This window comes from Massilia sp. Soil_C_3, from assembly GCF_057657035.1.
In genome coordinates this window covers 451039-464602 of record NZ_JBDGJG010000007.1, presented here as the reverse complement: position 1 = coordinate 464602, position 13564 = coordinate 451039, and the positions used below count along the sequence as shown (strand labels likewise).

12 protein-coding genes are annotated in these 13564 nt (G+C 63.6%); 11 read left to right on the top strand and 1 reads right to left on the bottom strand.

Annotated elements, in window-relative coordinates:
- Positions 1-272: 272 nt before the first annotated feature.
- Positions 273-1532, bottom strand: coding sequence for a lysophospholipid transporter LplT (lplT, locus tag AC3A6F_RS17265; protein WP_487682825.1), 1260 nt, complete (start codon positions 1530-1532; stop codon positions 273-275).
- Positions 1533-1691: 159 nt separating this feature from the next.
- On the opposite strand from lplT, the gene alr reads away from it, so the two are divergent.
- The 11 genes from alr (at position 1692) to AC3A6F_RS17210 (ending at position 13536) form a co-directional block, all read left to right on the top strand.
- On the top strand, positions 1692-2798 hold the full coding sequence (gene alr / locus AC3A6F_RS17260) for an alanine racemase (protein WP_487682823.1): 1107 nt from the start codon (positions 1692-1694) through the stop codon (positions 2796-2798).
- A gap of 31 nt (positions 2799-2829) precedes the next feature.
- Positions 2830-4206, top strand: coding sequence for a DNA repair protein RadA (gene radA, locus AC3A6F_RS17255; RefSeq protein WP_487682821.1), 1377 nt, complete (start codon positions 2830-2832; stop codon positions 4204-4206).
- Between the two features lie 64 nt (positions 4207-4270).
- Positions 4271-4621, top strand: coding sequence for a PilZ domain-containing protein (locus tag AC3A6F_RS17250; RefSeq protein ID WP_487682820.1), 351 nt, complete (start codon positions 4271-4273; stop codon positions 4619-4621).
- Positions 4622-5125: 504 nt separating this feature from the next.
- Positions 5126-6160 (top strand): phosphate ABC transporter substrate-binding protein PstS, encoded by a 1035-nt coding sequence (pstS, locus tag AC3A6F_RS17245; RefSeq protein ID WP_487682818.1) that lies wholly within the window; start codon positions 5126-5128, stop codon positions 6158-6160.
- A 190-nt stretch (positions 6161-6350) separates the two neighbouring features.
- Positions 6351-7283 carry a phosphate ABC transporter permease subunit PstC gene (pstC, locus tag AC3A6F_RS17240; protein WP_487682840.1) on the top strand — a complete coding sequence of 311 codons (933 nt, stop codon included), beginning with the start codon at positions 6351-6353 and terminating at the stop codon, positions 7281-7283.
- 15 nt (positions 7284-7298) lie between these two features.
- Complete coding sequence (gene pstA / locus AC3A6F_RS17235; RefSeq protein WP_487682816.1) at positions 7299-8159, top strand: phosphate ABC transporter permease PstA; 861 nt, start codon at positions 7299-7301, stop codon at positions 8157-8159.
- Between the two features lie 37 nt (positions 8160-8196).
- Entirely contained in the window at positions 8197-8985 is a 789-nt protein-coding gene (pstB, locus tag AC3A6F_RS17230) for a phosphate ABC transporter ATP-binding protein PstB (protein WP_229520015.1), read from the top strand.
- Between the two features lie 62 nt (positions 8986-9047).
- Complete coding sequence (phoU, locus tag AC3A6F_RS17225) at positions 9048-9746, top strand: phosphate signaling complex protein PhoU (RefSeq protein WP_487682813.1); 699 nt, start codon at positions 9048-9050, stop codon at positions 9744-9746.
- A 4-nt stretch (positions 9747-9750) separates the two neighbouring features.
- Positions 9751-10437, top strand: coding sequence for a response regulator (locus AC3A6F_RS17220; RefSeq protein WP_109344036.1), 687 nt, complete (start codon positions 9751-9753; stop codon positions 10435-10437).
- Between the two features lie 18 nt (positions 10438-10455).
- Positions 10456-11748 carry a phosphate regulon sensor histidine kinase PhoR gene (gene phoR / locus AC3A6F_RS17215; RefSeq protein WP_487682811.1) on the top strand — a complete coding sequence of 431 codons (1293 nt, stop codon included), beginning with the start codon at positions 10456-10458 and terminating at the stop codon, positions 11746-11748.
- A gap of 576 nt (positions 11749-12324) precedes the next feature.
- Positions 12325-13536, top strand: coding sequence for an acyltransferase family protein (locus AC3A6F_RS17210; RefSeq protein ID WP_487682809.1), 1212 nt, complete (start codon positions 12325-12327; stop codon positions 13534-13536).
- Positions 13537-13564 lie beyond the last annotated feature (28 nt).

Sequence of the window (13564 nt, the reverse complement as noted above, 5' to 3'; positions counted from 1 at the left end):
GAATTCGGCGCTGCGAACGGTTCGCTTAGCCGTCGAAGTTGTAGTGTCATCCATAGGACGTATTGTCTCCTATTTTGAATGTCCACCAAACCCGGGCTATCTCAGAGTCGATTTATTGAGCAATTTCCCGCGCCGGCTGGCAAGTGGGGACAGAGTGCGCTGTCCGCGCAAGTGCTTGTGGTAATCAACGTACTTGATCGCTCACCGAGCAATGGCTGGCGCGAAACGTTGTCAAACAATTCGACACTGACCCTCATTGGGGTTCTGGGGGGTCAGTGTTTGCCTTCGCCGATCAGGCCGAGCGAGTCGTGTTCGCGTTGGTTGAGGGTGTGGCGGCGCTGAATCAGGAGCATGATGCCGGCGACCGACAGGCCGAAGATGACGATGATGATGTTCAGGTCCAGGTTCAGGGTGATCATGACCGCATAGGCGGCCAGCATCACCAGGATCGACAGGTTCTCGTTGAAGTTCTGCACCGCGATCGAGTGGCCAGCGCTCATCAGGACGTGGCCGCGGTGCTGCAGCAGCGCGTTCATTGGCACCACGAAGAAGCCCGACAGGAAACCGATCAGGGCCAGCAGCGGGTAGGCCACCGTCACCGAGTGCACGAATACCATGCTGGTCACGACCAGGCCCATGATGATGCCCATCGGGATCACGGTCAGCGACTTGCGCAGCGGGATCATGCGCGCCGCCATCGCCGCGCCCAGCGCCACGCCGATCGCGACCACGCCGATCAGGTTCGTGGCCTTGTCCAGCGGCATGCCAAGCGAACGTTCCGCCCATTTCAGCACGATGAATTGCAGGGTGGCGCCGGCGCCCCAGAACAGGGTCGTCACCGCCAGCGAAATCTGGCCCAGCTTGTCGCGCCACAAGGTGGCCGAGCAGTTGGCGAAATCGGCGATCAGCTTGGCCGGATTGCGTTCCTGGTGCTCGTAGCGGGCGCCGGTGTCCGGAATGCGCAGGTTGAACAGGGAGGCCAGCAGATAGATGCCGGCTACCACCGCCATCGCGGCTTCGGCGCCGGTCGTGAGGCCCAGGCTCGCGAAGGCGTCGAACGACAGCAGGAAGGCCGTGCCGCGCTCGCTCACCAGGGTGCCGCCGAGCACGGTGCCGAGGATGATCGACATCACGGTCAGTCCCTCGATCCAGCCATTGGCGGGCACGAGTTTTTCGGGCGGCAGCAGTTCGGTCAGGATGCCGTACTTGGCGGGCGAATACACGGCCGCGCCGAAGCCGACCACGGCATACGAGAGCAGGGGATGGATGGTGAAGAACATCAGCGCACAGCCGAAGACCTTGATGATGTTGGCGATGAACATCACGCGCCCCTTGGGCAGCGCATCGGCGAAGGCGCCCACGAAAGCGGCGAGCAAGACGTAGAACAGCACGAACGACAGCTTCAGCAACGGAGTCAGCGATGCCGGCGCATCCATGGCGACGAGCAGGCTGATCGCGACAAACAGGAGCGCGTTATCCGCCAGCGACGAGAAGAACTGCGCCGCCATGATGGTATAGAAACCACGGTTCATTCGAGAATTCACAAATCTGGTCCGGGTTGCTTTATACCATGAATGCATAGACAGGCGAAACGGGAAACGGTGCCGGGGCGGCGGCGCGTGGCCCGCTCCGGTAAAATAGGCACTTGACGTTTTATACCGGATTCCCTCCGTTTTTCTTAAAAGATTGCCATGCCGCGTCCGCTCTTTGCCACCATCCACCTCGATTCCATGCAACACAACCTCGCCCAGGCGCGCAGCTGCGCACCGCTGGCGAAGATCTGGGCCGTCGTGAAGGCCGATGCCTACGGCCACGGCCTGGAACGCGCGCTGCGCGGCTTTGCCACCGCCGACGGCCTGGCGCTGGTCGAGCTGGAAAGCGCGATCCGCCTGCGCGAACTCGGCTGGCTCAAGCCGATTCTTTTATTAGAGGGATTCTTCGAAGCGGCCGACGTGCCCATGCTAGCCGAGCACAATATCGCCACCGCCGTGCACAGCATCGAGCAGGTCAAGCTGCTCGAGTACACCCAGCTGTACCGCCCGATCGACGTCTACCTCAAGATGAACACCGGGATGAACCGCCTGGGCTTTCCGCCCGCTGAATATGCCGCCGCCTGGCAGCGCCTGCGCGCGATCCGCGACGTGCGCTCGATCACCCACATGACCCACTTCGCCAATGCCGACGAACTCGAACATCCACGCCTGACGATCGCCGAGCAGGTGCGGCGCTTCCAGCTGGGGGCGGCCGACCTGGCGGGCGAGCGCAGCCTGTCGAATTCGGGCGGCGTGCTGCACCAGGCTGAACTTGCCGACCAGCTGTCGAACGACTGGGTCCGGCCCGGCATCATGCTGTACGGCGGCACGCCGGGCGGGCGCAGCGCCCTGGAGTTCGGCCTGCGTCCCACCATGACCCTGCGCTCGGAAGTGATCGGCATCCAGCATATCGGGCCGGGCGACACGGTCGGCTACGGCAGCCGCTTCGAGGCCGAAGGCCCGATGACGATCGGCGTGGTGGCCTGCGGCTATGCCGACGGCTACCCGCGCAGCGCGCCGCACGGCACGCCGGTGATCGTCGACGGCGTGCGCACCACCCTGGTCGGCCGGGTCTCGATGGACATGATGACCGTCGACCTGACGCCCGTCCCCAACGCCCGCATCGGCAGCAAGGTCACCTTGTGGGGCGATGGACTGCCGATCGACGACGTGGCCCAGGCCGCGGGCACCATCGGCTACGAGCTGATGTGCGCACTGGCGCCGCGCGTGCGCGTGACCGAAGGCCGTCTCGGCACCGACGGTTGAACTTCGGCCCGACCAACCCCATATAAGCACGATGGCAAAAGCAAAAACCAATTACACCTGCAGCGAGTGCGGCGCGATCGCCAACCGCTGGACCGGCCAGTGCGCCGACTGCAAGGCCTGGAACACGATGGTCGAGACGGTGGTCGATACGCCCGGCGTGAACCGCATGTCGCAGACCCCGCACCGCAGCCTGGCGCAGACCGCGCCGGTGCTGTCCCTGGCCGACATCGAGGCGATCGACGTGCCGCGCTTCGGCACCGGCATCGAGGAATTCGACCGCGTGCTGGGCGGTGGCCTGGTGGCCGGCGGCGTGGTCCTGATCGGCGGCGACCCCGGCATCGGCAAGTCGACCCTGCTGCTGCAGGCGCTGTCCAGCCTGTCCACCGTCCGCAGTACCCTCTACGTCAGCGGCGAGGAATCCGGCGCCCAGATCGCGCTGCGCGCCAAGCGCCTGGCGGTGGATGCGAAAGACCTGAAATTGCAGGCCGAGATCCAGCTCGAGAAAATCCTCGGCACCATCGCCGACTTGAAGCCCGACGTGGTGGTGATCGACTCGATCCAGACCATGTATTCGGATGCGCTCACCTCGGCCCCCGGCTCGGTGGCCCAGGTGCGCGAGTGCGCGGCCCAGCTCACGCGGGTGGCCAAGCAGACCGGCGTCACCATCATCCTGGTCGGCCACGTCACCAAGGAGGGCGCGCTGGCCGGCCCGCGCGTGCTGGAACACATCGTCGATACCGTGCTGTATTTCGAAGGCGATACGCAGTCGAGCTACCGCCTGGTGCGGGCGATCAAGAACCGCTTCGGCGCGGTGAACGAGCTGGGCGTGTTCGCGATGACCGAGAAGGGCTTGAAGGGCGTGTCGAATCCTTCCGCCCTGTTCCTGTCGCAGCACGACAGCCAGGTGCCGGGTTCCTGCGTGATGGTGACCCAGGAGGGCACGAGACCGCTGCTGGTGGAAATCCAGGCGCTGGTCGACACCAGCCACCTGCCCAACGCGCGCCGCCTGTCCGTTGGGTTGGAACAAAATCGTCTGGCGATGCTGCTGGCGGTGTTGCACCGCCATGCCGGCATCGCGGCCTTCGACCAGGACGTGTTCATCAATGCGGTCGGCGGCGTCAAGATCACCGAACCGGCGGCCGACCTTGCCGTGCTCCTGGCGATCAACTCGTCGATGCGCAACAAGCCGCTGCCGCGCGGGCTGGTGGTGTTCGGCGAGGTCGGCCTGACCGGCGAAATCCGGCCGGCGCCGCGCGGCCAGGAACGCTTGCGCGAAGCGGCCAAGCTGGGCTTCTCGCTGGCGGTGATCCCGAAATCGAATGCGCCGAAGGGCAAGATCGAGGGCATGCGCATCATTACTGTCGAACGCATCGAGGAGGCGTTTAATAAATTGCGCGAGGTCGACTGATCGTCAATACCTGCCCAGCGGGATGGGCTATTGCCTGTCGGATTTCTTGAAAGATTCTATAATTGTGTCTTGTTCACTGTATTCGGCTAGACACGTGTATCAAGACCAAAGAAAATCTCCACGCAAGGTGTACCGCACCAAGGCCATGCTCGCCATGGACGGCCAGCCGCCCATCGGCGGCAAGACCACCGACGTCGGCGCCAACGGCGTGAGCATCAGCCTGGCCGATCCGCTGGCGGTCGGGCAGGGCGGGCAATTGGCCTTCGACCTGCTGGTCGAGGGCAGCTTCGTCACCATCAATACGCGGGTCAAGGTGTCGCATTGCATTTTCAGCAGCGGCGAATTCAAGGTCGGCTTCCAGTTCCTGCAGCCCGACCTGGCTTCGGTGACGGCGCTGGCGCGCTTCATGCGATAAATGTCATGAAGGCGGCAGTTCGACAATAGCGCCTTGTATACGACAAGCGGCGAGCGCCATCGGCCTCGCCGCCTGCTGTATTGACCCACTGAGCGGGCCATGCGCTATTCGTGATAGCGGTCGTGTAAATCGGAGGAACTGCCGCGGACTTCCTGGTAAATCTCGAACGCCACGAGGGCGGCCAGTCCGCTCAGAATCCCCATCACCATCAGATCTAACATATAAAACAAACGCCTGTCGGCATCCCCTCCATGTCATGACTACCATCTCAGGGTAGCAGGCAATGGTGTATTTACAAGTATCCACAATGCGGAACATGACAATATTCGGTTGACGCCGATTTCCATCCGCGCGCCGCGTCGCGCCCGGGGATGACATCCTTGCGCGCGTGTCATGTTCATGTCACATTGGCCAAATATGTCATGAACCTGTCATATTCGCCCGTTAGACTGCGGCTCATCGTCAGCGGGACCGTCCCGTGGTGTCACTTCCAAAGGATCCGATATGCGCATGAAGCACTTCTTCGTCTCGATCGCCCTGGCCGCAACGGCATTCTCCGCCAGCGCCCAGAACGTCAACATCACCGGCGCCGGCGCGACCTTCCCATACCCGATCTATGCCAAGTGGGCCGAGCTGTACAAGGCGGCTTCCGGCGTCGGCCTGAACTACCAGTCGGTGGGTTCGGGCGCCGGCATCAAGCAGATCAAGGCCAAGACCGTCGACTTCGGCGCGTCCGACATGCCGCTGGCGGCGAATGAACTGAATGCATCGGGCCTGTTCCAGTTCCCGGCCATCATGGGCGGCGTGGTGCCGATCGTGAACCTGGACGGCATCGCCCCGGGCCAGATGAAACTGAGCGGCGCCGTCATCGCCGACATCTACATGGGCAAGATCGTCAAGTGGAACGCGCCTCAGATCGCCGCGCTGAACCCGGGCGTCAAGCTGCCGGCCACCGACATCACCGTCGTGCGCCGCGCCGACAGCTCGGGCACCTCGTTCCTGTGGACCGACTACCTGAGCAAGGTCAGCCCGACCTGGAAATCGACCATCGGCGCCGGCACCACCGTCAAGTGGGCCGTTGGCGTGGGCGGCAAGGGCAATGAAGGCGTGGCCGCCAACGTGCAGCGCATCAAGGGCGGCATCGGCTACGTCGAGTGGGCCTACGCCAAGAAGAACAAGATGTCGCACACCCAGCTGCAGGGCGCCGACGGCACCTGGCTGCAGCCTTCGGACGACGCCTTCAAGGCCGCCGCCGCAGGCGCCGACTGGAAGGGCACCCCGGGCTTCGCGGTGGTATTGACCCACCAGCCGGGCAAGGGCGCATGGCCCGTGACCGGCGCCTCGTACATCCTGGTCCACAAGACCCAGGACGCAGCCAAGGGCCAGCAAGTGCTGAAATTCTTCGACTGGGCCTACAAGAACGGCGCGCCTGCCGCCGCCGACCTGGACTACGTTCCGATGCCGGCGGAGGTGACCAAGCTGGTGCAGGACGCCTGGCGCGCCAACCTGAAGGACGCGAGCGGCAAGGCGCTCTGGTAATCCAGCTTTCCTGAACGCGAGAAGGGCCGGCGCGACCGGTCTTTCCGCGTGCCAGCGATATTGACAAAACGATATTAATAGCGAAGTCAACCACACCATGAGCGTCCATCCATCCGTGTCCGTGAACGACCTGCCCGCCAAGGTTGCGGCCCAGGCCGACACCTTTGAGACTCCCGCCCTGCGCAACACCATGCGCAACCAGCGCCTGCAGGATTTTTTCTTCCATAAAGTCACCTGGCTGTTCGCGGCCTCGGTGCTGGCGGTGCTGGCCGGTATCATCGTTTCGCTGGCCATCGGCGCGGCCCCGGCCTTCAAGGAATTCGGCCTGGGCTTCATCACCCGCGTCGAGTGGGACCCGGTGAACGACCAGTATGGCGCCATGATTGCGATCTACGGCACCCTGGCGACGTCGATCATCGCACTGGCGGTGGCTTTCCCGATCAGTTTCGGCATTGCGCTGTTCCTGACCGAGATCTGCCCGGTCTGGCTGCGCCGTCCGCTCGGTACCGCAGTCGAATTGCTGGCCGGCGTGCCGTCGATCATCTACGGCATGTGGGGCCTGTTCGTGTTCGCGCCGCTGTTTGCCGAATACGTGCAGCCGGCGCTGAAGGAAACCCTCGGCCAGCTGCCGCTGATCGGGGCGGTGTTCCAGGGTCCGATCATGGGCATCGGTATCCTGACGGCCGGCCTGATCCTGGCGATCATGATCATCCCCTTCATCGCCTCGGTGATGCGCGACGTGTTCGAGATCGTCCCGACCGTGCTGAAGGAATCTGCATACGGCCTGGGCTGCACCCGGTGGGAAGTGGTGCGCAAGGTGGTGCTGCCATACACCCGCAACGGCGTCGTCGGCGGCGTGATGCTGGGCCTGGGCCGCGCACTGGGCGAGACCATGGCCGTCACCTTCGTGATCGGTAACTCGCACGGCATCTCGGCCTCGTTGTTCTCGGCCGGTAACTCGATTTCGTCGACCCTGGCCAATGAATTCGCCGAAGCGGCGACCGCGCTGCACTCGTCGGCACTGTTCGCCCTGGCGCTGATCCTGTTTGCGATCACCTTCATCGTGCTGTCGGCGGCGAAGCTGATGCTGGTGGGGATGTCCCGCAACGAAGGCACCAAATAAGAGAAGGCCACAGAGATGAACAACGCAATCAAGAACCCCGTCTACCGCAAGCGCCTGCTGGCGCACCGCGTCGGCATCACGCTGTCGGTGCTGGCCATGGGCATCGGCCTGACCTTCCTGGCCTGGATCCTGGGCACGCTGCTGTACAACGGCTTCGGCGCCCTGGCCGGTACCCTGTTCACGAACGACACCCCCGCCCCGGGCACCCCGGGCGGCGGACTGCGCAATGCTATCGTCGGCTCGCTGATGATGGTCGGCCTGTCGACCCTGGTCAGCACCCCGATCGGCATCCTGGCCGGTATCTATCTTGCCGAGTACGGCGAGAACAACAAGTTCGCGCAAATCACCCGCTTCGTGACCGACATCATGCTGTCGGCGCCATCGATCGTGATCGGCCTGTTCGTGTATGCGATCTATGTCGCCAACGTCCAGCACTTCTCTGGCTATGCCGGCGCGATCGCGCTGTCGCTGATCGCGGTGCCGGTCGTGGTGCGCACCACCGACAATATGCTGCGCCTCGTGCCGTCGAGCCTGCTGGAAGCGGCCTACGCCCTTGGCGCGCCGCACTGGAAGGTGGCGATGACGGTGCGCCTGCGCGCCGTGAAGGCCGGCGTCGTGACCGGCGTGCTGCTGGCCGTGGCCCGCGTGGCCGGGGAGACCGCGCCGCTGCTGTTCACCGCGCTGAACAACCAGTTCTACAGCCACGACATGAATGCGCCGCTGGCCAACCTGCCGGTCGTGATCTACCAGTTCGCGATGAGCCCATACGACGACTGGCGTTCGCTGGCCTGGGGTGGCGCACTGCTCGTGACCGCTACCGTGCTGCTGCTGAACATCGTTTCGCGCACCATGTTTGCCCAAAAGACCCCGCGTTAATCCCATCCTGATAAAAGACAAAGTGATGAACCAAGCCATGCTCAATACGACTCCGGCGCCGGCCGCCGCCAAAGCCAAGACGATCGAAATCCAGGGCCTGAACTTCTTTTACGGTAAAACGCAGAGCCTCAAGAATGTGTCGCTCGACATCCACGCCAAGCAGGTGACTGCCTTCATCGGCCCGTCGGGCTGCGGCAAGTCGACCCTGCTGCGCACCCTGAACCGGATGTACGACCTGTACCCGGGCCAGCGCGCGGAAGGCTCGATCATGTACCGCGGGCGCAATATCCTGGAGCCTGGTGTCGACGTCAACATGCTGCGCGCCAAGGTCGGCATGGTGTTCCAGAAGCCGACCCCATTCCCGATGTCGATCTATGACAACATCGCCTTCGGCGTGCGCTTGTACGAAAACCTGTCGAAGGGCGAGATGGACGAGCGCGTCGAGTGGGCCCTGAAAAAGGCGGCGCTGTGGGAAGAAGCCAAGGACAAATTGAACAAGAGCGGCCTGTCGCTGTCGGGCGGCCAGCAGCAGCGCCTGTGCATCGCGCGCGGCGTGGCGGTCAAGCCAGACGTCCTGCTGCTCGACGAACCGACCTCGGCGCTGGATCCGATCTCGACCGCCAAGATCGAGGAACTGATCAGCGAGCTCAAGCAAGATTACACGATCACCATCGTGACCCATAATATGCAACAAGCCGCGCGTTGCTCGGATTACACTGCTTACATGTATCTTGGCGAGCTGGTCGAATTCGGCGAGACCGACCAGATCTTCATGAATCCGGCGCGCAAGGAAACGCAAGACTATATTACCGGCCGCTTCGGCTGATACTACCCGGTGCTCATTTTGCCGGCCCCGCCGGCTTCACAAGAATATTTGACGGAGAAGTTATGACAGGCGAGCATTCATCCAAGCAGTACGACCAGGAACTCGAGGGCATCCGTTCCCAGGTCTTGCTGATGGGCGGCATGGTGGAAACCCAGTTCGAGGAAGCGCTCGAGTGCTTCCGCATCGGCGACATCCCGCGCGCCGAGCGCGTGATGGCCGAAGACCAGGCCGTCAACCAGCTCGAAGTCTCGCTCGACGACGCCTGCAGCCACCTGATCGTCAAGCGCCAGCCGACCGCCAACGACCTGCGCACCGTGATGGCCACCATCAAGGTCATCACCGACCTGGAGCGCATCGGCGACGAGGCGACCAAGGTCGCGCGCACCGCGAAAAGCCTGCACGAGCGCGGCACGACCGGCTTCGCCCACTACGACATGATCCGCACCATCGCCAAGGCGACCTCGGAACTGCTGCACGATTCGCTGGACGCCTTCGCGCGCCTGGACGGCAAGCAGGCCTTGCAGATCATCGCCGGCGACGAGGTGGTCGACCACGAGTTCCGCACCATCCTGCGCACCATGGTCACCTATATGATGGAAGACCCGCGCACGATCTCGTCGGCGCTGGACACGCTGTGGGTGGCCAAGGCGATCGAGCGCATCGGCGACCATGCCAAGAACATCGCCGAGTACGTGATCTACGTGGTCGAAGGCCGCGACATCCGTCACAGCAAGGTAGCGCTCGACCAGGTGGCGGAATAACACGATGGCAGACAACACCTCGGTCCTGGTCGTTGAAGACGAGCCGGCGATCGTCGAGCTGGTGACCTATTCGCTGCGCGAGGCAGGCTGGGACATCCGCACCGCCGACACCGCGGCCGGCGCCTGGGAGAGCATCAGCCGGGGCAAGCCCGACCTGCTGCTGCTCGACTGGATGCTGCCCGACCAGAGCGGCCTGCGTTTGCTGTCGCGCCTGCGCGCGGACCGCGACTTCCAGGACCTGCCGGTGATCATGCTGACGGCGAAAAGCATGGAAGAGGACAAGCTGGCGGGCCTGAACAACGGCGCCGACGACTACATCACCAAGCCGTTCTCGCCGCGCGAGCTGCTGGCGCGTTCGCGCGCGCTGCTGCGCCGCAAATCGCCGCACCTGGCCGAGGCGCCGCTGCGCGCCGGCACGGTGACGCTCGATCCGAACAGCTGCACGGTGACGGTCGAGAACCAGCAGATCGACATCGGCAATGCAGAGTACAAGTTGTTGAAGTACCTGATGGCGCATCGGGAGCGCGTGTTCTCGCGCGCCCAGCTGCTCGACAAGGTGTGGGGCGACCACGCCGTGATCGAGGAGCGCACGGTCGACGTGCACGTGCTGCGCCTGCGCAAGGCGCTGAAATCGGCCGATGGCCTGATCCGCACGGTGCGCAGCGTCGGCTACATGCTGTCAGAGAAATAAGCGGTGTCGAAGGACGCGATGAATCCCAAGCTGCTGTTTTGGGTGCCGGCGCTGCTGCGCACGGCGCTGCTGTTCGCCCTGTCCGGCGTGGTGTGGTGGTGGTTCGGTCTCGTGGCCGCGCTGGCGCTGGCGCTGGCCGGGATGGCGGTTGCCGTGTTCACGCAATTGTCGTACCTGCACAAGCTGGGCGAGTGGCTGGACGAGCCTCACAGCACGCGCCTGCCGGACGGCTGGGGCGCCTGGACCGATGCGTTTGCCCGTCTGTACCGCCTGCGGCGCGATGACGAGCGCCACCAGGCCGAATTGACCGAATGGCTGGCGCGCTTTCGCCAGGCCATGCACCTGCTGCCGGAAGGCGTGGCCATCATGGACGACGTGCTGTTCCTGGAGTGGTGCAATCCGGCGGTGGAGAAACACCTGGGCCTGACGATGGAGCGCGACAAGGGGCTGCGCGTGACCAACCTGGTGCGCCATCCGGACTTCATCGACTACATCGTGCTGGGCCGATACGAGCAGCCGCTGACGCTGTCGTTCCGCGGCCGCAAGCTGGAATGCCGCATCATCCCGTTCGAGAACCGGCGCCAGATCCTGGTGACGCACGACGCCACCGACACCGAGCGCATCGAAGCGATGCGGCGCGACTTCATCGCCAACGCCTCGCACGAACTACGCACGCCGCTGACGGTGATCGTGGGCTTCCTCGAGATCGCGCTGTCGGATCCGGGCATCGACGTCGCCACGCGGATGTCGCACCTGAACCTGATGACGGAGCAGGCGCACCGCATGCAGCGCCTGATCCAGGACATGCTGACCCTGTCGCGGCTGGAGTCGGACGAATATCCCCTCAAGCGCGAGAAGGTGGACGTGCGCAGCCTGATCGACTCGATCGCGGCCGAGGCGCGCGCGCTATCGGGCGGACGGCACCAGATCGAGGTCGCGGTCGACGGCCCCGACGTGATGGGCAGCATGGAAGAGCTGCGCAGCGCCTTCGCCAACCTGGCGTCGAACGCGGTGCGCTACTCGCCCAACGGCGGCACGATCCGCCTGGCCTGGACGCGCGGCGCCGACGCGCTCAGTTTCGCGGTGACGGATTGCGGCATCGGCATCGACCCCGAACACATCCCGCGCCTGACCGAGCGTTTCTACCGCGTCGACAAGAGCCGTTCGCGCGAAACGCAGGGCACCGGCCTCGGCCTGGCGATCGTCAAGCACGTCCTGCTGCGCCACGGCGGCAAGCTGACGATCACCTCGCAGCCTGGCAAAGGCAGCACCTTCTCCGCCTCGCTCCCCAACACCTCACTACCCGCCTGACCCCTTCACAATTAGGGTCAGAGTCGAATTGTTTGACAACTTTGTGAAATACTGAGGGGCTCTGTGTTCGCTTCACGAGCCCTGATGCATTTTGCTCGCAGGATAATTAGGGTCAGAGTCGAATTAATGGCAATTCTAGGTAATTGCTCAATAAATCGACTCTGACCCTAATTAATTTTTGGGTGTTTCTTCGCTGAGGGGAAATTGTTCAGGTATGAACAATGTACTTTCAGAAGAACTGTCCGAGAAACCTGCCTGAAAACAGTTGAGTCGCCCATTTTTGTTGCAAAACGCATGAGGGTCAGAGTCGAATTATCGAGCAACTTTAAAAGTTGTCAAACAATTCGACTCTGACCCTAATTGTCTTTTCAGAAAGCTGTGGCTGGGAAATGGTGGATAGAGAAGAGTAGTGTCCGAAAATAGGAAATTGCTCGGTAATTCGACTCTGACCCTAATTGCGGGCCGGCGTGAGGTGCTGAGGTGTGGGCCGATGAGGCAGGGCGTTCCGGTTGGGCCATCGGGGCGATGCGATGTGTCGGGAATGCGGTTAGGCGGACATATCTTTAGACAAGTGGCGTGCTTTTGTTTATCGTTGCCTCCTTACTTCGGAGGCAAGATTTGAGCAGCAACACTTTATCACCGCATCACGCATCCTATGCCTTCGGCCTGGACCTCGTCCGCTTCGGCTGTGCGCTGATGGTGGCGCTGTTTCATTTTACGTGGCGGATCCCGAATGAAGCCCATATCATGCCATTCGGGTGGGTCGGGGTACAGGTCTTCTTCGTCATCTCGGGCGTCGTCATCGCCAACTCGGCCATCGCCTCCACGCCGTACCGCTTCGCGCGCAATCGCTTCCTGCGCCTGTATCCGGCAGCCTGGATCGCCGCTGCGATCAGCTTCGCGATCCTGTCGGTCGTGCCCACGCCGGCCTATTACGCGCTGGGCATTGGCGTGAATCCCGAGTGGTGGGCGCTGGGCAGCTCCGTGGTGCTGGTGGGCGAGCAGGCGCTGGCCACCGCCTACTGGACCTTGCCGATCGAGATCGCCTTCTATTCCCTGGTGTTCATTGCAGTGCTGCGGGGACGGGTGCGGCTGCGCGCGGTGGCGCGCCTGCTGGCCGTGGCCAGCAGCGCCTACCTGGTCTCCCTGTTCTATCTGCAGGTCTCGACGTCGGGGCCGGGCGTGCTAGACCTCGGCTACGGCCTGAAGAACATGCTGCTGCTGCGCCACGGTGTCTTCTTTGCGATCGGGATCTATCTGTGGATGGCGACGCAGCGGCAGGCGCTGGACCGCAGCGACCGGGTCCTGTTCGGGCTGTCCCTGGGGGCGGCGGCGCTCGAGATCATCTGCCGCTCGGTGAGCCTGACGACGATCTTTGCCGCCGGCGCCGCGGGGCCGCTGGACATCAGGTGGGTGACGGTTGGCGCGCTGCTGGCCTTCGCGGCGCTGCTGGCGGCGATCCGCGTCTCACTGGTCAATGCGAAACGCTGGACGCCTTCGGCGCGCACGGGGGCCAGGATACGGATGCTCGGCCTGGTGACTTATCCGTTCTACCTGGTGCACGAAGTCGTCGGCGGGGCGATGCTCGTTGCCGCCAGCGACAAGGGCCTGGGCCGGCCGGCCGCCCTGATGCTGGCCATCGCCGCAACGCTGGCCGTGGCCTGGCTGATCGCCGCGTTCGCCGAACCGGCCCTCAGGCAGGCGATCGTCCGGGGCGCGAGGTGGGTGCGCGGTTCCGGCGTGCGGATCAGGATGGCCCCGGGCGCCGACGAGCGGCTGCCGAAATAGGCCGCGCAAATCTGCTGCAGGATCCGCC